Source organism: Pseudomonas parafulva, from assembly GCF_000800255.1.
In the GTDB taxonomy this organism is placed as follows: domain Bacteria; phylum Pseudomonadota; class Gammaproteobacteria; order Pseudomonadales; family Pseudomonadaceae; genus Aquipseudomonas; species Aquipseudomonas boreofloridensis.
This window is the reverse complement of the sequence record NZ_CP009747.1, coordinates 3833413-3858237: the sequence shown is the minus strand read 5'-3', so window position 1 is coordinate 3858237 and position 24825 is coordinate 3833413. Positions and strand designations below refer to the sequence as shown.

The 24825-nt window shown below is 66.1% G+C and carries 21 protein-coding genes; 8 read left to right on the top strand and 13 right to left on the bottom strand.

The features are described from left to right. Positions 1–85 precede the first annotated feature (85 nt). Genes waaF through NJ69_RS16845 form a run of 7 tightly spaced genes read left to right on the top strand, consistent with a single transcriptional unit; the run spans position 86 to position 7043 of the window. Positions 86–1135 (top strand): lipopolysaccharide heptosyltransferase II, encoded by a 1050-nt coding sequence (waaF, locus tag NJ69_RS16875; protein WP_039581251.1) that lies wholly within the window; start codon positions 86–88, stop codon positions 1133–1135. Then, entirely contained in the window at positions 1136–2194 is a 1059-nt protein-coding gene (gene waaC / locus NJ69_RS16870; protein WP_039581248.1) for a lipopolysaccharide heptosyltransferase I, read from the top strand. It abuts the gene before it with no gap. After that, positions 2194–3315, top strand: coding sequence for a glycosyltransferase family 4 protein (locus NJ69_RS16865; protein WP_039581245.1), 1122 nt, complete (start codon positions 2194–2196; stop codon positions 3313–3315). Before waaC ends, NJ69_RS16865 begins: the two co-directional genes overlap by 1 nt. Beyond that, complete coding sequence (rfaP, locus tag NJ69_RS16860) at positions 3312–4118, top strand: lipopolysaccharide core heptose(I) kinase RfaP (RefSeq protein WP_039581242.1); 807 nt, start codon at positions 3312–3314, stop codon at positions 4116–4118. Before NJ69_RS16865 ends, rfaP begins: the two co-directional genes overlap by 4 nt. Beyond that, entirely contained in the window at positions 4118–4852 is a 735-nt protein-coding gene (locus tag NJ69_RS16855; protein WP_029614008.1) for a lipopolysaccharide kinase InaA family protein, read from the top strand. Before rfaP ends, NJ69_RS16855 begins: the two co-directional genes overlap by 1 nt. Continuing rightward, a complete protein-coding gene (locus tag NJ69_RS16850; protein WP_039581239.1) occupies positions 4849–5601 on the top strand; it encodes a lipopolysaccharide kinase InaA family protein in 753 nt (250 codons plus the stop codon). Before NJ69_RS16855 ends, NJ69_RS16850 begins: the two co-directional genes overlap by 4 nt. Then, entirely contained in the window at positions 5601–7043 is a 1443-nt protein-coding gene (locus tag NJ69_RS16845) for a lipopolysaccharide kinase InaA family protein (protein ID WP_039581236.1), read from the top strand. Before NJ69_RS16850 ends, NJ69_RS16845 begins: the two co-directional genes overlap by 1 nt. On the opposite strand, the gene NJ69_RS16840 is transcribed toward NJ69_RS16845, so the two are convergent. The 8 genes from NJ69_RS16840 to NJ69_RS16810 all read right to left on the bottom strand — a co-directional run bounded on the left by NJ69_RS16840 (position 7016) and on the right by NJ69_RS16810 (position 18009). Further along, positions 7016–9808 (bottom strand): dermonecrotic toxin domain-containing protein, encoded by a 2793-nt coding sequence (locus tag NJ69_RS16840; protein WP_039581234.1) that lies wholly within the window; start codon positions 9806–9808, stop codon positions 7016–7018. The genes NJ69_RS16845 and NJ69_RS16840 overlap by 28 nt on opposite strands. Before the next feature lie 73 nt (positions 9809–9881). Continuing rightward, on the bottom strand, positions 9882–10058 hold the full coding sequence (locus NJ69_RS22785; RefSeq protein ID WP_167335974.1) for a hypothetical protein: 177 nt from the start codon (positions 10056–10058) through the stop codon (positions 9882–9884). After that, positions 10055–11167 (bottom strand): PepSY-associated TM helix domain-containing protein, encoded by a 1113-nt coding sequence (locus NJ69_RS16835; protein WP_039581231.1) that lies wholly within the window; start codon positions 11165–11167, stop codon positions 10055–10057. The genes NJ69_RS22785 and NJ69_RS16835 overlap by 4 nt, the downstream gene beginning before the upstream one ends. Before the next feature lie 63 nt (positions 11168–11230). Next, positions 11231–13663, bottom strand: a complete 2433-nt coding sequence (locus NJ69_RS16830) for a TonB-dependent siderophore receptor (protein WP_039581228.1) — start codon at positions 13661–13663, stop codon at positions 11231–11233. A 114-nt stretch (positions 13664–13777) separates the two neighbouring features. Continuing rightward, the gene (locus NJ69_RS16825) at positions 13778–14734 is read right to left on the bottom strand and encodes a FecR domain-containing protein (protein ID WP_039581226.1); all 957 of its coding nucleotides are present in this window, start codon (positions 14732–14734) and stop codon (positions 13778–13780) included. Next, positions 14731–15249: an RNA polymerase sigma factor gene (locus NJ69_RS16820; protein ID WP_039581223.1), complete on the bottom strand. Its 519-nt coding sequence runs from the start codon at positions 15247–15249 to the stop codon at positions 14731–14733. The genes NJ69_RS16825 and NJ69_RS16820 overlap by 4 nt, the downstream gene beginning before the upstream one ends. A 115-nt stretch (positions 15250–15364) precedes the next feature. Then, on the bottom strand, positions 15365–16075 hold the full coding sequence (locus NJ69_RS16815; RefSeq protein WP_029614011.1) for a 3'-5' exonuclease: 711 nt from the start codon (positions 16073–16075) through the stop codon (positions 15365–15367). Then, positions 16072–18009 (bottom strand): putative nucleotidyltransferase substrate binding domain-containing protein, encoded by a 1938-nt coding sequence (locus NJ69_RS16810; protein WP_039581220.1) that lies wholly within the window; start codon positions 18007–18009, stop codon positions 16072–16074. The genes NJ69_RS16815 and NJ69_RS16810 overlap by 4 nt, the downstream gene beginning before the upstream one ends. A 215-nt stretch (positions 18010–18224) precedes the next feature. Here NJ69_RS16810 and NJ69_RS16805 point away from each other — a divergent pair, with 215 nt between their 5' ends. Then, complete coding sequence (locus tag NJ69_RS16805; protein WP_039581218.1) at positions 18225–18668, top strand: response regulator; 444 nt, start codon at positions 18225–18227, stop codon at positions 18666–18668. Positions 18669–18711: 43 nt separating this feature from the next. Here the strand turns inward: NJ69_RS16805 and NJ69_RS16800 are convergent, their stop codons facing one another. The 5 genes from NJ69_RS16800 to NJ69_RS16780 form a co-directional block, all read right to left on the bottom strand. Then, positions 18712–20889: a malate synthase G gene (locus tag NJ69_RS16800; RefSeq protein ID WP_039581215.1), complete on the bottom strand. Its 2178-nt coding sequence runs from the start codon at positions 20887–20889 to the stop codon at positions 18712–18714. A 360-nt stretch (positions 20890–21249) separates the two neighbouring features. Beyond that, positions 21250–22137, bottom strand: a complete 888-nt coding sequence (rarD, locus tag NJ69_RS16795; protein WP_039581213.1) for an EamA family transporter RarD — start codon at positions 22135–22137, stop codon at positions 21250–21252. A 39-nt stretch (positions 22138–22176) separates the two neighbouring features. After that, complete coding sequence (locus NJ69_RS16790; protein WP_039581212.1) at positions 22177–23151, bottom strand: serine/threonine protein kinase; 975 nt, start codon at positions 23149–23151, stop codon at positions 22177–22179. A 72-nt stretch (positions 23152–23223) separates the two neighbouring features. Beyond that, the gene (locus NJ69_RS16785; protein WP_039581209.1) at positions 23224–23988 is read right to left on the bottom strand and encodes a TOBE domain-containing protein; all 765 of its coding nucleotides are present in this window, start codon (positions 23986–23988) and stop codon (positions 23224–23226) included. Between the two features lie 57 nt (positions 23989–24045). Then, complete coding sequence (locus NJ69_RS16780; RefSeq protein ID WP_039581206.1) at positions 24046–24783, bottom strand: ComF family protein; 738 nt, start codon at positions 24781–24783, stop codon at positions 24046–24048. Between the last annotated feature and the right edge of the window lie 42 nt (positions 24784–24825).

Below are 24825 nucleotides of genomic sequence, written 5' to 3'. Positions count from 1 at the left end.
CTGTCCGCCAAATAGCCTGAATATAAAGAGGGGAGGCCAGGTTGAAACGCAGCCTGCAGCCTCCCCGACTGTTTCTGGATAAAGCATGAGAATACTGATCATCGGACCCAGCTGGGTCGGCGACATGGTGATGGCACAGACCCTGTTCCAGTGCCTGCGCCAACGTCATCCCGAATGCGTGATCGACGTGCTGGCCCCCGAGTGGAGCCGGCCGATCCTCGAACGCATGCCCGAGGTGCGCCAGGCCTTGAGCTTCCCGCTCGGCCACGGTGCGCTCGAGCTGGCCACGCGGCGACGTATCGGCAAATCGCTGGCCGGCCAGTACGACCAGGCCATCCTGCTGCCCAATTCGCTGAAGTCGGCGCTGGTGCCGTGGTTCGCCGGCATCCCCAAGCGCACCGGCTGGCGCGGCGAGATGCGCTACCTGCTGCTCAACGACGTGCGCAAGCTCGACAAGGCGCGCTACCCGTTGATGATCGAGCGCTTCATGGCCCTGGCCTTCGAGCCGGGCGCCGAATTGCCGCAACCTTATCCACGTCCGAGCCTGCGCATCGAAGCCGCCAGCCGAGAGGCTGCGCTGGCCAAGTTCGGCCTGCAGCTCGACCGTCCAGTGCTGGCACTGTGTCCGGGCGCCGAATTCGGCGAGGCCAAGCGCTGGCCTGTGGAGCACTATGCCGCCGTGGCCGAGGCGATGATTCGCCAGGGCTGGCAAGTGTGGTTGTTCGGCTCGAAGAACGATCACCCGGTCGGCGAGCAGATCCGCGAGCGCCTGATCCCAGGGCTGCGCGAAGAGTCGTGCAACCTGGCCGGCGACACCTCGCTGGCCGAGGCCATCGACCTGATGTCCTGCGCCGATGCCGTGGTGTCCAACGACTCCGGCCTGATGCACGTCGCCGCCGCCCTGAATCGCCCGCTGGTGGCGGTCTACGGCTCCACCTCGCCGGGCTTCACGCCGCCGCTGGCCGATCAGGTCGAAGTGGTGCGCACCGGCATCGACTGCAGCCCTTGTTTCGACCGTACCTGCCGCTTCGGGCACTACAACTGCCTGCGCCTGCTCGAGCCGCAGAAGGTCATCGCCGCCCTGCACGGTCTGGCCGCGCCGGGCCTGATCGATACCCGTGTCGAGGTCGACTAAGTGCGGGTACTGATCATCAAGACCTCGTCGCTGGGCGACGTGATCCACACCTTGCCAGCCCTCACCGATGCGGCCCACGCCGTCCCCGGCATCCGCTTCGACTGGGTGGTGGAGGAGGGCTTCGCCGAGATTCCGAGCTGGCACCCGGCGGTGGATCAGGTCATCCCGGTGGCCATTCGGCGCTGGCGCAAGAACCTCTGGCAGACCCTCAAGAGCGGCGAATGGAAGGCCTTCAAGCAGCGCGTGCGCGAGCGCCGTTACGACCTGGTGATCGACGCCCAGGGGCTGGTCAAGTCGGCCTGGCTGACGCGTCTGATCAAGGCGCCGGTGGCCGGGCTCGACCGCTATTCGGCGCGCGAAGGCCTGGCCAGCCGATTCTACGACCGCCGTCTGTCGGTGGCCGTGGGTCAGCATGCGGTGGAGCGTGTGCGCCAACTGTTCGCCCTGGCCCTGGCCTACGACCTGCCCGAGGGGCTCGGCCAGTACGGCCTGGACCTCAAACGCCTGCAACTGCCGCCCACCGCCCCCTACGTGGTGTTTCTGCATGGCACCACCTGGGCCACCAAACACTGGCCTGAGGCCTACTGGCGCGAGTTGGCCGAGCGCATGGGGCGGCGTCGCATGAAGGTGGTGCTGCCCTGGGGCAACGCCGCCGAACAGGCGCGCGCCGAACGCATCGCCCAGGGCTTGGAGCACTGCCAGGTACTGCCCAAGTTGAACCTGGCAGGCGTGGCCCGCATTCTGGCGGCGGCCAAGGCCTGCGTCGCGGTGGACACCGGCCTCGGCCACCTGGCCGCCGCGCTGGACGTGCCGACCATCTCCCTGTTCGGCCCGACCAACCCCGGCCTGACCGGCGCCTACGGACGCGCGCAAATCCACCAGGCCAGCGACTTCCCCTGCGCCCCCTGCCTGCAGAAGAAGTGCACCTACAAACCGAGCGCCGAAGACCTGCGCCGGTTCGATCTCAAACGCGAGTGGCCGTTGTGCTTCACTCGCCTGAATCCCGAGCATGTGGCGGGCCGCTTGAGCGCGCTGCTGCTGGCTGAGGATGTTCGTTGATGCAACTGGCTTTCGTGCTTTACAAATATTTCCCCTTCGGTGGCCTGCAGCGCGACTTCATGCGCATCGCCCTGGAGTGCCAGCAGCGTGGCCACCAGATCCGTGTCTACACGCTGATCTGGGAAGGTGATGTGCCACCGGGCTTCGACGTGCGGGTGGCGCCGGTCAAGGCGCTGTCCAATCACCGGCGCAACGAGAAGCTCAGTGCCTGGATGGCCGAGGACCTGGCCAGAGAGCCGGTCGACCGGCTGATCGGTTTCAACAAGATGCCCGGGCTGGACGTGTACTACGCCGCCGACGGTTGCTTCGAAGACAAGGCCCAGACCTTGCGCGGCGGCCTGTACCGGCGCTGGGGCCGCTACCGGCACTTTGCCGAGTACGAGCGCGCGGTGTTCGACCCGCACGCCAACACTGAAATCCTGATGATCTCCGAAGTGCAGCAGCCGCTGTTCATCAAGCACTACGGCACGCCCCTCGAGCGTTTCCATCTGCTGCCGCCAGGTATTTCCCAGGACCGCCGGGCGCCGGCCAACGCGGCAGACATTCGCGCGGCGTTTCGCCAGGAATTCGGCCTGGGCGAGGACGACCTGCTGCTGGTGCAGATCGGTTCGGGCTTCAAGACCAAGGGCGTGGACCGCAGCCTCAAGGCCCTGGCCGCGCTGCCGGCGGACCTGCGCAAGCGCACTCGGCTGATGGTCATCGGCCAGGACGACCCCAAGGTGTTCCAGTTGCAGAGCGCTACCCTCGGCCTGGGCGATCAGGTGCAGTTCCTCAAGGGGCGCAGCGACATTCCACGCTTCCTGCTCGGTGCCGACCTGCTGATCCATCCGGCCTACAACGAGAACACCGGCACGGTGCTGCTCGAAGCGCTGGTGGCCGGCCTGCCGGTGCTGGTCTCGCAGGTGTGTGGTTACGCCCATTACATCGCCGAGGCCGACAGCGGCCTGGTGCTCGACGAGCCGTTCGAGCAGTCGCAGCTCGACGCCTACCTGCAGCGCATGCTCGACGATCCGCAGGCGCGTGCCCACTGGGCGCGCAATGGCCTGGCCTTCGCCGCCTCGGCCGACCTGTACAGCATGCCTCAGCACGCCGCTGACGTGATTCTCCAGGAGCGCGCATGAAACTGATGCTGGCCGAACCGTTCAAGCGCCTGTGGGCCGGGCGCGATCCCTTCGAGGCCGTCGAGGCCTTGCAGGGCGAGGTGTACCGCGAACTGGAAGGGCGTCGGACCCTGCGCACCGAGGTGGCCGGCGCGGGCTACTTCGTGAAGATTCACCGCGGCATCGGCTGGGGCGAGATCTTCAAGAACCTGTTCAGCGCCAAGCTGCCGGTGCTGGGTGCCGGCCAGGAATGGCGAGCCATCGAGCGCCTGCATCAAGCCGGGGTGCCGACCATGACCGCGGTGGCCTATGGCGAGCGCGGCGCCAATCCTGCGACCCAGCACTCGTTCATCGTCACCGAAGAACTGGCGCCTACCGTCAGCCTGGAAGACTTCAGCCTCGACTGGCGCCGCCAGCCGCCGCCACCGGCGCTCAAGCGCGCCCTCATCGCCGAAGTGGCGAAGATGACCGGCACCATGCACCGCGCCGGGGTCAACCACCGCGACTGCTACATCTGCCACTTCCTGCTGCACACCGACCGCCCGGTGACGGCGCAAGACTTCAAACTGTCGGTCATCGACCTGCACCGCGCACAGACCCGCGCCACAATCACCCGTCGCTGGCGCAACAAGGACCTGGCCGCCCTGTACTTTTCGGCACTGGACATCGGCCTGACGCGTCGCGACAAACTGCGCTTTCTCAAAGGCTACTTCCAGCGCCCGCTGCGCCAGGTGCTGGCCGAGGAAGCCGCGTTGCTCGCCTGGCTGGAGCGCAAGGCGCGCAAACTCTACGACCGCAAGCAACGCTATGGGGATGCGCTCTGATGGCGAGTTGGACACTGGCGCCGGACTACGCGTGGCTGGCCGCCGACTTCGGCAGCCTCGAGGCGGTGTTCGCCCTGGAAGGCGAACGCCTGACCCGCGACCCGCTCAGCGAGGTCATCCGCATCGAGCGCGAGGGCGTCAGCTATTACGTCAAGCGCTACACCGGGGCCGGCAAGCACATGCGCCGCTTCTTCGGACGGCCTCGTATCAAGGCCGAATGGCAGAACCTCAAGCAGTTCGCCAAGTGGGGCATTCCCACCGCCGAAGTGGTGGCCTGGGGCCTTGAGCGCAAGGGCCTTGCGTTCGGCCGTGGGGCGATGATCACCCGCGAGCTGCCGCGCACCGAGGACCTGTCGGCACTGGCCGATCGCAACGATCCACGCCTGGCGGACCGTGCCTGGGTCGATCACATCAGTCGCCAACTGGCCCGGCACACCCGGGTGATGCACAACCACCACTTCGCGCACAACGACCTGAAGTGGCGCAACCTGCTGGTGGACGACCAGGCCACGGTGTTCTTCATCGACTGCCCGACCGGCGACTTCTGGCGCGGTTTCATGCTGCGTCATCGACTGATCAAGGACCTGGCCTGCCTGGACAAGGTGGCCAAGTACCACCTGTCCGCGACCCAGCGTCTGCGTTTCTACCTGCAGTACCGCGGGCACACCCGACTCAACGCGCGCGATAAGCGGCGTATCCGTCAGGTGGTGAGCTTTTTCGAGGGAAGGGAATGACCGATTACCTGGCCAGCGCCGAAGCGGCGCTGCTGCAACGCCATGGCCTCGACGATTTCGAGGCGCTGTGGGCGCTGCAACTGGAGGCCGTCGACGAGCCCAACACCGGGCGCGGCGGCTGGAGCAGCGTGTTCCGCCTGGAGCTCGAGGGCAAGGGCTATTACCTCAAGCGCCAGAGCGACTACCTCACCCACACCCTGCACCGGCCGTTGGGCGAGCCCACCTTCGCTCGCGAATTTCGCAATATCCAGCGCTATCAGGCGCTCGGCATCCCGGCTTTGCAGGCGGTGTTCTACGGTGAGCGCAAGCAAGGTGGCCAGTATCGGGCGATCCTGATGACCCGTGCGCTGGACGAGTGGCGCGACCTGGACAGCCTGCTGCTGCAATGGCCGCAGCTCGATCCCGCGCAACGCCAGGGCGTTCTCGGTGCCTGTGGCGAGCTGGCGCGCACGCTGCACGGCGCCCGTCAGGTGCATGGCTGTTTCTACCCCAAGCACATTTTCCTGCGCGAGCGCCGGGAAGGTTGGCAGGCGCAATTGATCGACCTGGAAAAGACCCGGCCGCTGCTGCTCGGTCGCCGTGACCGTCTCAAGGACCTGGAACCGCTGCTGCGTCGTGCGCCGGTGTGGAGCGAGGCGGACTTGCGTCACCTGCTCGCCGCCTACCTGGCACAACCGGCCGATAGCCCGCCGGTGTCTGCCTGGTTGCAGCGCCTGAGCACACGTCGTCGTGAGAAAGAGGCCCGTTGATGCGCCTGTCCGAATTGAAGAACGCCGGGCGCAGCCCGACTCTGCCCCTGAACGTGATCCTCGAGGATGCCGCTGGCAGTGCCGAACTGCAGCTGTTCAGCCTGCTGCGCGTGCTGCCTGGCCAGCGTTACGTCGGCGCCGGCCTGTGGCGCGGTACGCCGGTGCTGGCCAAGTTGCTGGTGGGCGGCAACGCTGCGCGACACTTCCAGCGCGAACTGGACGGCGTGCGCCTGCTGGCCGCCCAGGGCCTGGTCACACCGCGCCTGCTGGCTGATGGCCTGAAAGACGGCGAAGGCGGTTGGCTGCTGTTCGAGTTCCTGGAGCACGCCGAAAGCCTGGGCGCTGCCTGGGCCAAGGTCGAGCACCTGCCGATGCTTGCCGATGAGCAACATGCAGTGCTCGGCGATGCGTTGACGGCGGTGGCGCAGATGCATGCCAAAGGCCTGTGGCAGGAAGACCTGCACCTGGACAACCTGCTGCGCCACGATGGTCGCCTGTACCTGATCGACGGCGCCGGGATCAAGGCCGAGACGCCGGGTCAGCAGCTGTCGCGTCAGCGCGTGCTGGAAAACCTCGGGGTGTTCTTCGCTCAGTTGCCCAAGCGCTTGCAGCCGTTCATCGAAGAAGCCCTGGTGCATTACCTGCTGGCCAACGCCGAGCATGCGCTGCCGCTGGAGGCACTGCAAAAGCAGATCGACAAAGTGCGCACCTGGCGCCTTAAGGATTACCTGGACAAGGCCGGGCGCGACTGCAGCCTGTTCAGCGTGCAGCGCAGCCTGTCAGGGCTACAGGCGATTCGCCGTGAGGAAGACGCAGCCCTTGCCCCGGCGCTGGCGCAAGCCGATGCGCTGATCGACCAGGGCCACTTGTACAAGACCGGCGGCGCAGCCAGCGTCGCGCGCGTGGACGTCGGCGGCCGTACCCTGGTGCTCAAGCGCTACAACATCAAGAACACCGCCCACTGGTTCAAGCGTTTCTGGCGCCCGAGCCGGGCCTGGCATTCCTGGATCGAAGGCAATCGCCTGACCTTCCTCGACATCCCCACGCCGCGCCCGCTGGCGGTGCTGGAACGCCGCGTGATGGGGCTGCGCAGCACGGCCTATCTGATTACCGAATACGCCGATGGCCCTGACTTGAGCGCCTGTTTCGCGCCCTTCGTCGAGAGCGGCGAGGCGCCCGAAGAACAGGTACAGGCGCTGATCGAGCTGATGCAGCGGCTGATCGCCGAGCGCATCAGCCATGGCGATTTTAAAGGCCACAACCTGTTCTGGCAGGACGGCCAGTGGTCGCTCATCGACCTGGACGCCATGACCCAGCACGCCACCCAGCTCAGTTTCGCCCCGGCCTACGCACGCGACCGCGCGCGGCTGCTGCGCAACTGGCCGACCCGCAGCGCGCTGTATCAGCGGCTGGATCAGCGTCTGCCCAGGCTCACCGAGTAGGCGGGCGGCAGCGCCAGCCAGTCGCTGCTGCGCCCGGCCTGGCGCACGCGAATGCGCCATTGCTGGTCTTGCCAGCGCAGGATCGCCCAGGGCTTCACCGCAGCACCCGGCTCGCTGCGCATCAGCAGGTGATAGTGGTCGCTCAGCAGGTGACCGCGCAGCGGCAAGGCATGCTCGCCGGCCAGCAGGTAAAGCCTGTCGCCTGCGCGATGCAGGCCAGCGGCCGACGCTTCGCGGATGCCGCTGGGCACTTCGGCGAGGCGACAGTCATCGAGCAGCACGTGCAGATCCGGCAAGCCGTCGTACCACAGCACCGGCGAGTCCACGACCCATTCACCATCCTCGCGGCGCTTGATGGGCACCTTGGTGTAGGCGTCGGGCTGACGGGGGTCGAGTACCCGCCAGCGGTAGCCATCGAAGGCGACCTGGTAGATACGGCCGGCCGAGTCCTTGACGAAATAGAAGGTCAGTCCCGGATAGGGTGAGGCCTGTTCGTAGATCCCTTCTTTGTGGACCCCATCCACCCGATAACGCAGCTTGCTGGTGTCGACTTTCAGGGCCAGCGCGGGCGGCAGGGTCAGCGGTGGGGTGGGCGGCATGCCGCGGATCGCACGGCGAACCACAGTCGAGCCGCCGATGCTATTGAAGGCATCGTTGACATGGGTGAAGGCTTCGACGAAGTGCTTCAGCGCGCCGACACGGTCGTCTTGGCGGTAGGCTTTGGCCATGTCGAACACCGAGAGTGCCGCCCGTGCGAACGACAGCGGGGTCAGGGCACGGTTAGGCAGCACCAGGCTGATCAGGTCGAGCGTGACCCACAGCGCGTGCAGGCTGAACTCGCCCAACAGTTCCAGTTTGGTGTGAGTACTGGCATCCACCAATGCCAGGGCTGCATGCACTTCGGCCCGATAACGCGCCTGCTGGAAATCACCGACGATCTCCGGCGTGCTCACTCGCGGGCCGAGTCGCCCATTGAGTATCCCGCGTTCAAGTGCCGCAGGGTCGGTCAACGGGAGTCGCTCCTTCAGGTAATCGCGCAACGCCGGCTTGTCACGCAGCGTGCGCAGCAAATGCCGGGCATTGCGGTATTCACGCCAGGCGCGGCGATCCGGGGCGTCGGGGGTGTACACCACGAAGCGCTGCAGGCCGGCGATCTCGGGTGTGATCAAAAGCACGCCCATCACCGTGTGGTTGTCGATCATCCATTGGCGCACTTTCAGTCGATGGCCCAGCGCGCCGCGTTGAGCACTGGCAGGGTAGTCGATGACGGTGCGACTCCAGGCATAACCGCGCTCGAACGGATCCTCCAGGTAGTGACCGGCATAGCGCGCCTTGGCCGCCTCGGCGTTCATGCGTGCTTTGCCGATGGCGACGAAGCGCTCTTGCCGCCAGTGGCCGGTCGGCGATTCCAGCAGGTGCAGACGCAGGTACTGGCTGTAGCTTTCGCCCACGTTCAACTCGCGCACCAGTTGCTTGACCTGCCCGGCAGTGATCTCGGGGATGGGGCTGCCGTCTTTGCGGTGAACGCGTGCCGTCAACCAATAGTCCACGTCGAGCCAGGCGACATTGAGCGCGGCCAGCTCGTCGAGGCGGTAGGTGCGTGGCACCAGTTCGATGGTATCGCCCACCTGCGGCCGGCTGGCGACGGGGATGTAGCCGCTGGTCAGGCCTGGATGCATGACCGGGCCGCGTTGTCGCGCCAAGGTCACGCTCACATGAACCTCCAACGGATCGATATCGAATTGGTACTGATGGCGCAATCGGGCGCGCAATTGCTGGCATGTCCAGATGTTCAGGGCGTTCTGATCGAGGAATTGTTCGTGGCTGAGGATACCCGGTGCCGCTGCACGGTCGATGGCGATCACCAGCTCCTGCATGGTCTGCATGATGTGGGTCAGGGCCTGGGGCGAGGCGTTCTTCAGCCAGGCGGGTGAGTTGCGCTCCAGCAGCAGGCCATAGCGTGTCTGCAGGGCCGACTGGCTGCCGGCCCAGGGCAGCAGGTCGACGGCCTGTTGCAGTCGGCTTGCCAACTGCGCGCGGTCGAGCGGATCGCGCTGGGCGAGTTCTTCCCACACCTGGGTCAAACGTGTGCGTTGCCCGTCGATCAGGACCTGTGCCTGGGCCAGTAGCAGATCATCGCTGAACCATTCGTAGCGCAGACGCTCGGCATTGAGCGCTAGATCGCGGTCGCTGGCCATATGCCGCAGCAGTGGCTGGCTTTGCTGCGGATCGTCCAGCCGCTCGCACAGCTCGACATGCAGTTCTGCCAGGTCATCGAAGGCCTCGATGCCATGGGACAGGCTGCACAGCAGTGCGTACTCGCTGGGTTGTTGCGGATCGGGCATGCGGCCCTCGGGGCCTCCCTCGATGATGACGAAAGCACCGGGCAGGTAGCTGCGCCAACTGGGCGTGCCGATGTCCAGCACGGGCCGGTATACCTGCGGGCGCGCCGCGCTGCCCAGGTGTTGACGCTGCCAGGGCAACGGCAGGCGTATGCAGGTTTCCATCAGTTCGGCGTGGTTCGAGCCCAAGGTGTGATCGCCGACGCGCAGGGTGATCTGCGCCAGCATCTGTTCACGTAGCACGGCCGTCATCCGCGCCTGGCGGGTCTGGCCGGTGGAGTCCGTGTCGAGCCAGTACTGGGCCAGGTCCGCAAAGTAGCGTTGGCGCGCACTCAGCCAGGGCAGTTGAGCGTCGGGGCTGGGTGGCGAGGCGAGCAGGTCGCTCAATTGTTGATCGAAGGCGATGAACTGCTGAAGACTCATGAGCGGCGCTCCGTGGTGAGGGAGCGTGCGAGCCTGGCGCGCCTTGCTGCGGCGCGCGCGTTAGTCGATTACCTCACTTGGCGCACAACCCGCGCGCAGCCAGATACACCGGGACGCCCAGGCCCACCCAGGCGAGCGCGTCCCAGGCCCCGTCGCCCAGCAGTGCGGCGAACAGCCCGGCGCCGCCGAGCACGGCGATGACCAGCGGCCAGGCGAAAATGCGTCGCGTGCTTTGCGATCTGTGACTCATGCTGGCACCTCCCGCCGTTTGCGCTGCTTGCCCCACCACAGGTACAGGCCACTGAGCAGCACGACGATGGTCAGCAGGTCCAGCGCCGCCCAGAGGATCTGCATCGGTCGTCCGCCGTAGTCGCCGAAGTGCAGCGGTTGCGACAGGCCCATGGCGTCCATGTACCAGGGACGCTCGCCGACGGCTGTCACTTGCAGCGTGCGGGCATCGATCAGCACCGGGGTGAACAGGTGCGAGGTGAGGGGCGTGGCGCCGTTCATGAACACCGCGTAGTGGTGCTCGCTGGAGAAGCGGGTGCCGGGAAAGGCGATGAAGTCCGGGCGCATGCCCGGCGCGGCTTGCTGGGCGATGCTCAGTAGCTGCGTGGCCGGGGCGCGTTCGGTCAACGGCGCGGCCTCGCGATAGGGCGCGACCATCGCGGCCAGGCTGTCGTTGCGCCAGGCGGCGATGACCAGGTCGGACAGGGCGCTGATCACGCCGGTCACGCCCACCACCAGCGCCCAGGTCAGGGTGACGATGCCAATGAGGTTGTGCAGGTCGATCCAGCGCACCCGCGACGACTTGTCGGTGCGCACCGAGGCGAAGCGCAGGCGGCGCATGAACGGCGCATAGAGCACGGTGCCGGACACGAGGGCGACGATGAACAGCAGACCCATGAAGGCCAACAGCAACTTGCCGGGCAGGCCGGCGAACATATCCACATGCAGGCGCAGCAGCACCATCATCAGACCGCCGTTGGCCGCCGGCATGGCCACCGCCTCGCCCGTGCGCGCGTCGAGCATGAAGGTGTGCGATGAGTTGGGATCGCTGCCCGCCGTGGCGGCAGTGATCGCCACCACGCCGTCGGGAGTGTCCTCATCGAAACCGAAATACTGCATCACCTCGCCGGGTCGATGCTGCTCGGCCTTGAGCACCAGTTGTTGCAGGTCCAGGTGAGGCGTGCCGGACGGCAATTCGCGCAGCTCGGGCGCGTCGCCGAGCAGGTGTTCGAGTTCGTGGTGGAAGATCAGCGGCAGGCCGGTAAGGGCCAGCAGCAGCAGGAACAGCGTGCAGACCAGGCTGCTCCAGGTATGGATCGCCGACCAGCGGCGCAGGGTTTGGCTTTTCATCTCAGGTCCCGCAGGGGTCTTGGGCCGCGCCCTCGCGCAGCGGGTTTGCGAGGGCGCAGTCGGTCAGAACTGGTACTTGGCGCTGACCACCACGCTGCGTGGGTCACCGTAGTAGCAGTAGTAGCTGTCGCAGGTGGACAAATAGTTCTTGTCCAGCAGGTTGGTGGCGTTGACCGCCACCGAGGCGCCCTTGAGGCTGTTGTCCAGGCGGCCGAGGTCGTAGTGCACGGCGGCATCGAACACGGTGTAGGCCTTGGCCTTGCCCAGGTAGGTGTTGCCCTGGTCGCCGTAGGTGTTGCCGGTGTAGCGCGCCCCGGCGCCGACGCCGAAGCCGTCGAGCACACCGCTGTGCCAGGTGTAGTCGGTCCACAGCGAGGCTTGCTGATTGGGCATCAGTTGCAGGCGGTTGCCTTTGTAGAGGCCGTTCTGCACCTCGGATTTGGCCAGGGTGTAGGCGGCGATCACCTTGAGGTTCTCGGTCACCTCGGAGGTGGCCTCCAGTTCCAGGCCGCGGACTTTTACTTCGCCGGTCTGGCTGGTGTAGGTGATGCCGCCGATGTTGTTGGTGACTGCGACGTTTTTCTGGGTCAGGTCATACACGGCTGCGCTGAGCAACGTGTTGGAGCCTGGTGGCTGATACTTGATGCCCAGTTCCCATTGTTGACCTTCGGTGGGCTTGAGCGACTCAGTGGCCGATGCACTGGCATTGATGGCCGGCTGGAACGACTCGGCGTAGGACAGATACGGAACCAATCCCGAGTCGAAGACATAACTGATCGCCGCATTACCGCTGAACTGCTTGTCTCGTCGGGTACTGGTGGCATCGCCCCGGTTGAAGAACTTGGTGCCGGTATGGACCCAGTCCTCCCTTGCGCCAAGGGTCAGACGCCAGTTGTCCAAGGCCATCTGGTCCTGAACGTACAAACCGGTCTGGCGCGACTTCTGGTCGTAGTCATAGAACGCCGTTGAACGATCCGGGCGGGTGATCGGTAAGCCGTAGATCGGTCGGAGCACGTTGCTGTCCGGTACGTTGAAGCCGAAGATCGACAAGTAATTGGTGTTGACGCGCTGATGGTCCAGGCCGAGCAGTAACGTATGGGTGATGTCTCCGGTCGCGAAGTCGCCCTGAAGGTTGTTGTCCACCGCGAATTGGCTGATGTCCTCATCGGTATTGGTGGACATGCGGCTGACGGTGCCGTCGTCCTTCACCGGACCACCGGGCTGGTAGTAGCTGCCAGGTGTGATGGTCTGGAAAGCGAGGTCCGACTTGGTGTAACGCAGGTTCTGACGGAACTGCCAGACATCGTTGATGCGATGCTCGAAGGCATAGCCCAATGCGTAGTAGGTGCGGTCGTAAAACTCGTAGTCCGGATCGCCGAGATTCTTGTGACGGGAGATCTTGCCGAAAGGCATGTCGATCTTGGTGCCCTGAATGGGCCGGAATTGACTGGTCGCGCCGGTATCGTCCCGCGTGAACTGGCTCAACAAGGTCAGCGAGGTGTCTTCGTCGATATGCCAGGTCAGGCTCGGGGCGATGTTGTAGCGTTTGTCGTCGATATGGTCGATGGCCGTGCCGCCATCGCGCACCACGCCGCTGACGCCGTAGAGCAGGCGGCCGTCGTCGTCGATCTTGCCGGTGCTGGCGAAGTTGATCTGGCGATGGTTGTCGCTGCCGTACTGCACTTCGATTTCGTGCAGGCTTTCGGCTTGCGGGCGACGACTGACCATGTCCAACAGCCCGCCTGGCGGGGTCTGGCCGTACACCGACGACGCCGGGCCGCGCAGCAGGGCCAGGCGGTCAAGGTTCCAGGTTTCCGGTTTCGGGTTGGCATACACCCCGCGCGGCAGCGGCAGGCCGTCGAGGAACTGGGTCGGCTCGAAGCCGCGCACGCGCATCCAGTCGTAGCGGGTGTCGCTGCCGAAGCTGGAGGAAACGATGCCGGGCATGTACTTCACCGCGTCATCCAGGCTGTGAACGCCGCGGTCGCTCATCTGTTGCCGGGTGGCCACCGAGATCGAGCGGGGGGCTTCCACCAGCGCGGTGTCGGTTTTGCTGCCGGCTGCGGTGCGCTTGGCCAGGTAACCGTCGACCGGGCCCCACGCGCTCTCGCTGTCGCCGCTGGCATTCACGGTGGTTTCCGGTAGCGCCACGCTGCCCTGCGGCACACTCACCAGGCTGTAGCTGCCGGCGCTGCCCAGTTGCAGTTGCAGGCCGGTACCGCGCAGGGCGGCCTGCAAGGCCCCGACACCGTTGAAGCTGCCTTTGACCGGCGCCGAGGTGCGGCCGCTGGCCAGGCTCGGGTCCAGGGCCAGGGCGATGCCGGCTTCGCTGGCGATGCGGTTGAGCGTCGCGGCCAAGGGGCCGCTGGGCACATCATAGGTGCGTACGGCGGCCTGTTCGGCGGCGAACGCCAGCGGACCGAACACAGGGGTGGCAAGGCCGATGGCCAGGGCCATGAGGCTGGGACGCAGGTAAGACTCGACAGCGCGGGACATGCAGGGGCTCCTCGACGGATAAGTGCTGACTGCTTCCTTGCCGAACGAGCGATGAAAAGTGACAGGGCTGTCTGAAAATTTTTGGGTGGCTACAGAAGGCGGGTGGTCGAAGGTTCACTTGGCCTCGACCGTCACCCACCACGGCGTGCGCCGTTCGATCTTCACCGGCAACGCCGGTACCAGCGAGGCCAGCGCCAGGTCGGTGTCGGTCAAGGGGAAGCTGCCGCTGATCCGCAGTTGCGCGACCTTGCCGGATACGCTCAGGTGGCCGCTGCGGTAGCGGCTCAACTCGGCCACCAGGTCGCCCAGGCGCACGTTGTCCACCACCAGCATGCCGCGCGTCCAGGCATCGGCGCCGGGCTGGACCGGGCCGACCAGCCCCAGCCCCTGGGCATTCATCAGCACCTGCTGGCCTTCCTCCAGCACCTGTTCGTTGCCTTGATCACGCGGTTGCGCCGCGACCCGGGCCTGCAGCACTTCCAGCCGCGTCCCGGCGGTCTCGCGCTTGACCAAAAAGCGCGTGCCCAGCGGACGCAGGCGGCCGTCGTCGGTGCGTACCCAGAGCGGGCGCGGGTCGTCGTGACCGGTTTCGACCGAAATCTCGCCCTGGTGCAGCACGATCACCCGCTGTTCGCCGGCAAAGTCGATGTCCACCGCCGTGTGGGTGTCCAGGCTGAGCAACGTGCCATCTTCCAGTCGCAGGGTGCGCAGTTCCCCGGTGCCGGTGCGCTGGTCGGCCAGCCAGTAACTGGGCGCCAACGAGGGTGCTGCGCTCCAGGCCAGCAGCCCGCCGAGCAGCAGCATGCCGGCCAGCCCGCCGCCAAGCTTGCCGACCCGTTGGCGCAGGCCCGCACGCGATTGCAGCAGGGCATGGCGCGCCGGACCGGTCGCCGCGCCGACGCGCTGGTCGAGCAGGCTCAGTTGAAACCAGGCACGGGCATGTTCCTCGCTGGCGGCCTGCCAGCGCTTGAAGGCATCGCGCTCATCGGCCGTGCCATCGCCGCCTTCCAGGCACAGCTTCCAGGCGATGGCGGCTTCCAGCACCTTGGCCGAGACCGGCAGGTTGTTCACGTCGGCGCTCCGTACAGCGCCACGTAGCATTGGCGCAGGCCTTGGGCGATGTACTGGCGCACCCGCGAGACCGAGACGCCCAGGCGCTCGGCGATCTCGGCGTGGCCCAGGCCGTCCAGGCGGTTGTACAGAAACGCCGCGCGCGCCTTGCTCGACAGTTTGCCCAGCAACCGGTCGATGGCCTTGAGGTCTTCGAGGATCAGGTGCTGCATTTCCGGGGAGGGGTGTTCGGCGCTGGGCAGCAGCGCCAGTTCGGCGAGGTAGGCCTGCTCCAGCGCGGCGCGGCGGAAGTGGTCGAACAGCAAACCCTTGGCCACGGCGACGAGGAACGCGCGCGGCTCGCGTGGCGCGCTCAACTGCTCGCGCCCCAGCAGGCGCACGAAGGTGTCCTGGCTCAGGTCTTCGGCGCGCTGGCGGCAGGCGGTGCTGCGCTGCAGCCAGGCCATCAGCCAGCCGCGATGGTCGCGGTACAGGCTGCCGACCAGCTCGGCATGTGGGCTGTGCACGGACGACAAGGGCGTTCCCCGAAAAGAATGCGTTAAATAACGATAATGATTCGCGATTGTGGCAGAGCTGCACCGGAGGATGCAATTGACGCTTGTCAGAATGCTCGACGTTGCTCCGCGGCTTTTACAGACCGTGAGGCTGCAGCGCGCGCCGCCGCCATTGGCGCAGCCGCTGCTCCAGTTGCAGGGGGCTATCCAGTTGCTGGCGCCGCGCCTGGCTGAACAGGATCAGCGCCAGCTCGGCGGTCACTTGGGCGTCGGCGCTGGCGTGGTGACGCGCCTGCACCTCGAGGCCGAAGCGTGCCACCCAGTCGTCCAGCCCCGCCTCGCGCAGCACCGTGTCGGGGTTGAGCATGGGCGCCAGTTCGGCGACATCGATGAACACCTGTTGCAGGCGGTAACCGAGGGTGTCCTTGAGTGCCCGGCCGAGCATGCCTTGGTCGAATGGGGCATGGAAGGCCAGCACCGGGCTGTCGCCGATGAACTCCAGCAACTCGACCAGCGCCTGGGCAGGATCGCTGCCGGCAGCCAGGGCGCTGGGGCCCAGACCGTGGATCAGCACGCTGGCGTTGGTCTTCTGCTCTGGCCGACGCAGGGTGCGCTCGAATTGCCCGCCCAGGGCGATGGCGCCGTCCTCGATGGCCACCGCGCCGATCGACAGCACCTGGTCGCGTTGCAGGTTCAGGCCGCTGGTCTCCAGGTCCAGCACCACCCAGCGCTGCTCGCGCAGCGAGCACACACCGAGCGCGGCCGGACGTGGCAGGCTGGCCAGGCGCTGTTGCAGATCGACGTCGAGCGTCGGCGTGCGCGGGCGCAGCCAGGGGAACAGTTTCACAGTTGATACCGCTGGGCCAGACTGCTTTGCAGGCGCTGAGCCTGGCGCAGCGATTCGCGCAGGATGCGCCGGTCCAGGTGATTGAGGCTGTCCGGGTCGAGGCGATTGGAGTAGGGCTGGTTGTCGCGGCTCTGGCGCTGGTGCTGCTGCATGCGGGTCTGCTGGATGAAGTGATAGGCCTCCTCGAAGGCGGCGCCGTCGAGGGCGTCGATGACCCCCTTGGCCACCAGCTGGCGCAGGCGTTCCAAGGTGTTGTTGGCGGCGATGCCGTTGGCCAGGGCCAGCAGCCGCGCACCGTCGACGAAGGGAGTGAGGCCCTGGACCTTGAGGTCGAGGGTGGCGGTCTTGTCGTTGCCCTGCCGGGTCAGCACGAAGTCGCGCAGGCGCCCCACGGGCGGGCGCTGGCGCAGGGCGTTGTCGGCCATCATGCGCTGGAAGATGCGGTTGTCCGCGACCTGCGCCAGGATGCTCTGGCGCAACTGTTCGCAACCCTGCTCATCGCCCCACACCACGCGCAGGTCGAAATAGATGCTCGAACCCAGCAGGTTCTCCGGGCTGGCCTCGCGGATGAAACCGGCGAAACGTTGTGCCCATTCGGCGCGCGACAGGCACAGCTCGGGATTGCCGGCCATGACGTTGCCTTTGCACAGGCTGAAGCCGCACTGGGCCAGATCCTGATTGATGCTGTTCGCCAACGGCAGCAGGCGCGCGCGCAACCCTTCGGCCTCGGCGGCGTCTGCGGCATCGAAGAGGATGCCGTTGTCCTGGTCGGTGTGCAGGGTCTGTTCGCGGCGGCCTTCGCTGCCGAAGCACAACCAACTGAAGGCGATCCCCGGATCGCCGTGTTCGGCCAGGGCCAGTTCGATCACCCGGCACACGGTGTGGTCGTTGAGCAGGGTGATGATCTGGGTGATCTGCGTCGAGGACGCGCCGTGGGCGAGCATGCGCTCGACCAGTTGGCCGATTTCCCCACGCAGGGCCACCAGCGCTTCCAGCCGTGGCGCGTGGCGGATGGTGCGCGCCAGGTGCACCAGGTCGACGCGCTGCAGGGAAAACAGGTCGCGCTCGGAGACCACGCCGCACAGCCGCCCGTTATCCACCAAGCAGATGTGGGCGATGTGCCGCTCGGTCATCGCCAGGGCGCCATCGAAGGCACTGGCCTGTGGCCCGAGCGAGAAGGGCGCGGCGGTCATGTGGCGCTGGATCGGCGCATCCAGCTCTGCGCTGGCGTCGGCGATCACCTGGCGCAGGTCGCGCAGGGTGAAGATGCCGATGGGGAAACGCTGCGTATCGACGATCACGATGCTGCCCACCTGCTGCTCGTGCATCAGGCGCACGGCATCGCGCAGCGGCATGTCCGGCGGGCACACCACCGGGTGACGCATGGCCAGTTCGCCCAGTGGCGTATTCAGCGAGTACTGGGTGCCGAGGGTGTGCACCGCGCGCTGGCGCACCTGCTGGTTGACCTGGTCGAGCAGGCTGCTGACCCCGCGCAGGGCGAAGTCGCGGAACACGTCGGACAGCGAGAACACGCGGATGAACGCGGCTTTGTTCAGTTGCAGGCAGAAGGTGTCTTCGCCGGCCAGGTGCTCGGTGCGCGTGGCCCGTTCGCCGAGCAGCGCGGCCAGGGGGAAGCACTCGCCGGTGGCGATCTCGAAGGTGGTTTCCACGCCGGGGCCGGTGACGTGCTGGCGCTCGCCCATCACCCGGCCCTGCTTGACGATGTAGAAGTGCTCCACGGGGCCGTCGGCGGGCTTGATGATGCTCTCGCCGCTGGCATAGAAGCGCAGTTGGCACTGCTCTACCAAGTACGACAGGTGACCCTGTTCCATCTGGTTGAAGGGCGGAAAGCGCTGCAGGAATTGCAACGTGCCTTGAACGTTCTGCAGGACGGCTGTCCTGCCGGCCTGGGTGAAGGCGTCCTTTTTGCTCATGGGGCTGACCGTCTGCCTTATGCCGAACTATATATATCTATCTATAGGGGCGGCTTTGTTGTTGTCGAACCCCATGGTCGGCCGAGCGTCGGGGGATGCCCATTGGACGTAAGTCTAGCGGGCGAGGGCTCCGTCAAGGTTCCGACGAAAGGAAGGCCGTTACGACGGTTTCGACGGTCTTAACAACACTGCGGGATTTTTTTGACGAGATGGCCATGGCTGAGCATGACGACATATTGAGTGACGCCGAGCGCGAGGCCCTGGCCGTGGTGAGTGCGCCGACCCCACCCAGGCCGGTGGTGCTGGTGGTGGACGACAATCCGGTGAACAGCGAGGCGTTGAGCCTGTACCTGAAAAGCCGCGGTATCGACTGCATGACGGCCGACGGTGCCGAAGAAGCGCTGTTCAAGCTGCATTACGAGCCGCGCATCGCGCTGATGATCACCGACCTGCGCATGCTGCCGGTGGATGGACTGGAGCTGATTCGCAAGGTGCGCGAGTCGGACTGCGCGCAAGTGTCGATCATCGTGGTATCGGGCGACACCGACGTGAAGGAAGCGGTGGATGTGATGCACCTGGGCGTGCTGGACTTCCTGCTCAAGCCGGTCGACCTGGGCAAGCTGTTGGAGTTGGTGAAGACGGAGTTGCGGCTTGATTAGTCCGGCCCCGCGCGCGCAGTGAGCGCGGCGGGGCCGGAACGGCTTACAGCCCGTTGCGGGCCTTGAACTCGCGACGACGACGATGCAGCACCGGCTCGGTATAACCGTTGGGCTGCTTGGCCCCTTCGATCACCAGTTCCACGGCGGCCTGGAACGCGATGTTGTCATCGAAGTTCGGCGCCATCGGGCGATACTGCGCATCGCCGGCGTTCTGCCGGTCGACCACCGCTGCCATACGCTTGAGGCTTTCCAGCACCTGCTCCTGGGTCACCACGCCATGGCGCAGCCAGTTGGCCAGCAACTGCGCGGAGATGCGCAGCGTGGCGCGGTCTTCCATCAAGCCGACGTTGTTGATGTCCGGCACCTTGGAGCAGCCCACGCCGTGGTCGATCCAGCGCACCACATAGCCGAGGATGCCCTGGGCGTTGTTGTCCAGTTCGTTGCGGATCTCGTCGTCCGACCAGTTGCGGTCGGTCGCCAGCGGGATGCTCAGGATGTCGTCCACCGACGCCGGGGTACGGCTGGCCAGCTCGCGCTGACGTGCCTGCACATCGACCTTGTGGTAGTGCAGGGCATGCAGCGTGGCAGCGGTCGGCGACGGCACCCAGGCAGTGTTGGCGCCGGACATCGGGTGCGCGATCTTCTGTTCGAGCATCGCCGCCATCAGGTCCGGCATGGCCCACATGCCCTTGCCGATCTGCGCACGGCCCTGCAGGCCGGTGGCCAGGCCCACGTCGACGTTGTTGTTCTCGTAGGCACCGATCCATTTCTCGCTCTTCATGGCCCCTTTGCGCACCATGGCGCCGGCCTCCATCGAGGTGTGGATCTCGTCGCCGGTGCGGTCGAGGAAGCCGGTGTTGATGAACGCCACGCGTTCGGCGGCAGCCTGGATACAGGCCTTGAGGTTGACCGTGGTACGGCGCTCCTCGTCCATGATGCCGACCTTCACGGTGTTGCGGGGCATGCCCAGCAGGTCTTCGACGCGGCTGAAGATTTCAGCGGCGAACGCCACTTCCTCGGGGCCGTGCATCTTCGGCTTGACGATGTACACACTGCCCGAACGGGTGTTGCGGCGGCTGGTGTTGCCGTTGAGGTTGTGCAGGGCGATCAGGTTGGTGAACAGGCCGTCCTGGATGCCTTCGGGCACCTCGTGGCCTTGGGCGTCGAGGATCGCCGGGTTGGTCATCAGGTGACCGACGTTACGCACGAACAGCAGCGAGCGGCCGTGCAGGGTGACCGTGCCGCCGTTCGGCGCGCTGTATTCGCGGTCAGGGTTCATGGTGCGGGTGAAGGTCTTGCCGCCTTTGCTCACGCTTTCGGCCAGGTCGCCCTTCATCAGGCCCAGCCAGTTGCGGTAGACGATGACCTTGTCGTCGGCGTCCACCGCTGCGACCGAGTCTTCGCAGTCCATGATGGTGGTCAGCGCCGACTCCATGAGGATGTCCTTGACCCCGGCGGCATCGGTGCTGCCGACCGGCGTGTTGGCGTCGACCTGGATCTCGAAGTGCAGGCCGTTGTGCTTGAGCAGCACGGCCGTCGGCGCGCTGGCCTGGCCCTGGAAGCCGATCAGTTGCGCGTCGTCGCGCAGGCCGCTGTTGCTGCCGCCCTTCAGCGCCACGACCAGCTTGCCGGCGTCGATGCGGTAGGCGGTGGCGTCGACGTGCGAGCCGGCCGCCAGGGGCGCGGCCTCGTCGAGGAAGGCGCGGCCGAAGGCGATGACCTTGTCGCCGCGCACCTTGTTGTAGCCCTGGCCCTTTTCGGCGCCGCCGTCTTCGCTGATGGCGTCGGTGCCGTACAGCGCGTCATACAGCGAGCCCCAGCGGGCGTTGGCGGCGTTCAGGGCGAAGCGGGCATTCATCACCGGCACCACCAACTGCGGACCGGCCATCTGGGCGATCTCTTCGTCGACGTTTTGCGTGGTGGCCTGGAAGTCGCCTGCTGCGGGGAGCAGATAGCCAATTTCCTCGAGGAATGCCTTGTAGGCCGCGGCGTCGTGGGCCTGACCCTGGCGTGCCTGGTGCCAGGCATCGATCTTGGCTTGCAGCGCGTCGCGCTTGGCGAGCAGGGCTTTGTTCTTTGGAGCGAGGTCGTTGATGATCTTCTCTGCACCGCTCCAGAACTGCTCGGCGACGATGCCGGTCCCCGCCAGGGCTTCGTCGTTGACGAAGTCGTAGAGAACCTTGGCGACCTGAAGGCCACCGACTTGAACGTATCCAGTCATTGCTTGCCTCACTCTGCTCAGCTGTTTCGCTCTTCTGTATTGAGCCTGTAGCGCTTCTCCCAACACGCGAAGTGTCCGGCCTGCCAGCGGGCTGGAGGACGGATCGCATGGTGTCACAGGCGCCTCGGCAGACCCCCGGACGACGTTTTGTAGTCTGCGCTGGCGAATACTACATGATGCGCCAGACACGTGAACATCAGACTAAAAGCGTCGTCCCGCGACCGCTCGGTCGCTTGGGGTCACGCTAGGAAAAGGCATGTTCGCAAAAAACAGACAGATTGTTCCAGATAAATCTAAAAACGGTACACGATTCTCGGGCCGTTTCGTTTTGCTAGAGCGTTCCTGTCTGCGGCGCGTCGATCATCTGCGCTTGCGCAGGGTCAGCCAGGCATCGACGCTATAGATCGCCAAGCCTGCCCAGATAAAGAAGAAGGCCACCAGAGTGCTCGACGACAGGTGCTCGTCGAACAGCAGCACCGCCTGCAGCAGCACCAGCGTCGGTGCGAGGTACTGCAGAAAACCCAGCGTGGTGTAAGGCAGGTGGCGCGCCGCCGCGTTGAAGCACAGCAGCGGCACCAGGGTCACCGGGCCCGCGGCCATCAGCCACAGCGCTTCGCTGCTGCCGAAGAACGCCACATGCGCGCTATTGGCCTCTGGATGCAGCAGCAGCCAACCCAGGGCCAACGGCACCAGCATCCAGGTCTCCACCACCAGACCCGGCAGCGCCGCCACCGGTGCCTGCTTGCGGATCAGGCCATAGAAACCGAACGACAAGGCCAGGCCCAGCGACACCCACGGTAAGCCGCCGACCTGCCAGACCTGCTGCGCCACCCCAGCGGCCGCCAGCCCCACCGCCAGCCATTGCAGGCGGCGCAGGCGCTCGCCGAGCAGCAGCAGGCCCAACAGCACGTTGATCAGCGGGTTGATGTAGTAGCCCAGGCTGGCCTCCAGCATGCGTCCGTTGTTCACCGCCCACACGTAGGTCAGCCAGTTGGCGGCGATCAGCGTCCCGCTCAGCGCCAGGATGCCCAGGCGGCGCGGGTTGTCACGCAGTTCGCGCCACCACTGCGGATGCTTCCAGACCGCCAGCAGCAGCGCGCCGAACAGTGCCGACCACAGCACCCGGTGGACGATGATCTCCACCGCCGGCACGCTCTGGATGGCTTTGAAATACAGGGGGAACAGGCCCCAGATGATGTAGGCGCTCAGGCCCAGGATGTACCCGCGTTGCGGGTTGGCGGCTTGCATGCAGAGTCCTTGCTTGAACGACTGGGTGGGACTTTGGGGTCAGAACACTTTAAGTGGCGCTTCGTCCAGCGCGGCGATCTGTTCGCGCAGCGCCAGGATCTGATCGCCCCAGTAACGGGGCTGGCCGAACCAGGGGAAGCTGCGCGGGAACGCCGGATCGTCCCAGCGCCGCGCCAGCCAGGCGCTGTGGTGCAGTTGGCGCAGGGCGCGCAGCGGCTCGATCAGGGCCAACTGGCGCGGGTCGAAGTCATGGAACTCGTTGTAGCCGTCCACCAGTTCGGCCAGTTGCCCCAATCGTTCTTCGCGGCTGCCGGCGAGCATCATCCACAGGTCCTGTACCGCTGGGCCCATGCGGCAGTCGTCCAGGTCGACGACATGGTAGACGTCGTCACGGTGCATCAGGTTACCGGCATGGCAGTCGCCGTGCAGGCGGATGGCCTGGCACGGGGTGCGTGCGTAGATCGCCTCGACCCGCGCCAGCAGATCGCGCGCTACGGACTCGAAGGCCGGTAGCAGTTCGCGGGGCACGAAGTGGCCGTCGAGCAGGGTCTTGAGCGAGGCATGGCCGAAGTTGTCCACCGCCAGGGTTTCGCGGTGCTCGAACGGTCGCGTCGCCCCCACGGCATGCAAGCGCCCGAGCAATTGACCCAGGCGGTACAACTGATCGAGGTTGCCGGGCTCCGGCGCATGTCCGCCGCGGCGCGGGAACAGGGCGAAGCGAAAACCCTGGTGGGCGAACAGGCTGCGACCCTCATGTTGCAAGGGCGCGACGATCGGCACTTCGTGCTCGGCCAGCTCGAAGCTGAACGCATGCTCCTCGAGGATCGCCGCATCGCTCCAGCGGTCCGGGCGATAGAACTTGGCGATCAGTGGCTGCTGGCCTTCGATGCCCACCTGATAGACACGGTTCTCGTAGCTGTTGAGCGCCAGTACCCGCGCGTCGCTGAGAAAGCCCAGGCTTTCGACGGCGTCCAGGACCAGGTCGGGGGTGAGGGTGTCGAAGGGGTGGGACATGAAAGCTCCGGCAAGGGAAGGCAGGCCGATCATGGTAACCCATTGCGCTGCGGCCAACCCTGGCGCCTGTGCTCAGACCGGCACGCCCAGCAGCACGAACGAGGGGTGGAACTGCGCCCGCACCGTGCTGCCCGCCGTCAGCCCTTCCTGTTGCAGCCAAGCGGCTTCGGCGAACGCGCAGAGGGTCTGGCCGTTGCCCAGGGCCAGGCGCAGTTCGCGGGTGTCGGCCTGATCGGCGAGGATCTCTTCGACTCGCACCTGTACGCAGTTGCTGTGCGGGTCGGCCTGCGCCGTGGCGCCGAGCAGCGTGACCCAGCCGGCCTTGAGCAGCGCCACCACCGTGCTGCCCGGCGCCAGCTCCAGGCGCTCGGTACTGTCCGGGGTGATCAGCGCATCGATTTCCAGGCCGCCGCCGAGGGTCAGGGTCACGCGGTCATGGCGCCCGTCGCGCACCCACCGGGCGACCTGTCCGCGCAACTGGTTGCGGGCACTGGTACGCAGCATCAACCGCCCCAGCAGGTCCAAGTCGCCTGGCTCATCGCTGGACTCGAGGATTTCGCTGTGCAGGGCCTGCAACCGCTGATACAGGCGCAGCACGCGCTCGCCTTCTGCCGACAGCCGCGCACCGCCACCGCCCCGGCCACCGGCGTTGCGCTCGACCAGCGGCTGCGCGGCCAGGTTGTTGAGCTCGTCGATGGCGTCCCAGGCGCTCTTGTAGCTGATGCCCGCCGCCTTGGCGGCCGCGGTGATCGAGCCTTGTTCGGCGATGTGCTGCAGCAGGCCGATGCGCTGGGGGCGGCGCAGGATGTGTTGAGCGAGCAGGGCGGGCAGTGACATGGGTGCGATGACCAGGAAGGCGATGGGGCAGAAACTTGCCTCTGCCGGCCAGGCACGTCAAGCCTGCTCGGGCCTGGCCGTGCGGGCCAGGCAGTAGACATCGACGCGGCGCGCGCCGCCTTGGCGCAGCAGGCTGGCCAGCGCGCGGGCCGTGGCACCGGTGGTCAGCACGTCGTCCACCAGCGCCACATGCCGCCCTTGCAGCACCGCCTGTGGGGCGAGCGCAAAGGCCTGGCGCAAGTTCTGCCAGCGCGCCTTGGCGTCGAGGCTCTGTTGCGCCACGGTGTCGCGTGGTCTCAGCAGCCAGCGCTCTTCGCAGGGGATCTGCAACGGGCCGGACAACCAGCGCGCGAGCATGCCGGCCTGGTTGAAACCGCGCTGGCGCAGCCGTCGCCTGGACAGGGGCACCGGCAGCAGGAGGTCGGGTCGGGGCAGGTCCTGGTCATAGCGGTGCTGCAAGGCGTGCCCCAGCAACTGCGCCAGCAGCCGCCCCAGCGGCCACTGCGCACGGTGCTTGAAGCGACTGATGGCGGTATCCAGCGGGAAACCGAAGTGCCATGGCGCCACCACCTGCTCGAACGGCGGCGGTCGGCGTTTGCACGGGCCACAGGTGAGGCCGCGCATCGGCAGTTGCAGGGCGCAGCGCGAGCACTGCTCATCGAGCCAGGGCAGGTCGTGCTCGCAGGCCGGACAGAGTGGATAAGGCTGTTCGGCCCGCGCATCGCACAGCAAACAGATATGGTTACTATTTAACCAGTTGTTGACCAGTTGTTTTAAGCGTGGTTGACAGTGCATGGACCTTCCCTGACTATGCGCGCTATCCGTGATGCGCTGGCG

Excerpts from the sequence above, each read along its gene's own strand:
- waaF (WP_039581251.1), top strand. The coding sequence starts at position 86 with ATGAGAATACTGATCATCGGACCCAGCTGGGTCGGCGACATGGTGATG.
- NJ69_RS16865 (WP_039581245.1), top strand. The coding sequence starts at position 2,194 with ATGCAACTGGCTTTCGTGCTTTACAAATATTTCCCCTTCGGTGGCCTG.
- rfaP (WP_039581242.1), top strand. The coding sequence starts at position 3,312 with ATGAAACTGATGCTGGCCGAACCGTTCAAGCGCCTGTGGGCCGGGCGC.
- NJ69_RS16855 (WP_029614008.1), top strand. The coding sequence starts at position 4,118 with ATGGCGAGTTGGACACTGGCGCCGGACTACGCGTGGCTGGCCGCCGAC.
- NJ69_RS16850 (WP_039581239.1), top strand. The coding sequence starts at position 4,849 with ATGACCGATTACCTGGCCAGCGCCGAAGCGGCGCTGCTGCAACGCCAT.
- NJ69_RS16845 (WP_039581236.1), top strand. The coding sequence starts at position 5,601 with ATGCGCCTGTCCGAATTGAAGAACGCCGGGCGCAGCCCGACTCTGCCC.
- NJ69_RS16840 (WP_039581234.1), bottom strand. The coding sequence starts at position 9,808 with ATGAGTCTTCAGCAGTTCATCGCCTTCGATCAACAATTGAGCGACCTG.
- NJ69_RS22785 (WP_167335974.1), bottom strand. The coding sequence starts at position 10,058 with ATGAGTCACAGATCGCAAAGCACGCGACGCATTTTCGCCTGGCCGCTG.
- NJ69_RS16835 (WP_039581231.1), bottom strand. The coding sequence starts at position 11,167 with ATGAAAAGCCAAACCCTGCGCCGCTGGTCGGCGATCCATACCTGGAGC.
- NJ69_RS16830 (WP_039581228.1), bottom strand. The coding sequence starts at position 13,663 with ATGTCCCGCGCTGTCGAGTCTTACCTGCGTCCCAGCCTCATGGCCCTG.
- NJ69_RS16810 (WP_039581220.1), bottom strand. The coding sequence starts at position 18,009 with ATGAGCAAAAAGGACGCCTTCACCCAGGCCGGCAGGACAGCCGTCCTG.
- NJ69_RS16805 (WP_039581218.1), top strand. The coding sequence starts at position 18,225 with ATGGCTGAGCATGACGACATATTGAGTGACGCCGAGCGCGAGGCCCTG.
- NJ69_RS16800 (WP_039581215.1), bottom strand. The coding sequence starts at position 20,889 with ATGACTGGATACGTTCAAGTCGGTGGCCTTCAGGTCGCCAAGGTTCTC.
- rarD (WP_039581213.1), bottom strand. The coding sequence starts at position 22,137 with ATGCAAGCCGCCAACCCGCAACGCGGGTACATCCTGGGCCTGAGCGCC.
- NJ69_RS16790 (WP_039581212.1), bottom strand. The coding sequence starts at position 23,151 with ATGTCCCACCCCTTCGACACCCTCACCCCCGACCTGGTCCTGGACGCC.
- NJ69_RS16785 (WP_039581209.1), bottom strand. The coding sequence starts at position 23,988 with ATGTCACTGCCCGCCCTGCTCGCTCAACACATCCTGCGCCGCCCCCAG.
- NJ69_RS16780 (WP_039581206.1), bottom strand. The coding sequence starts at position 24,783 with ATGCACTGTCAACCACGCTTAAAACAACTGGTCAACAACTGGTTAAAT.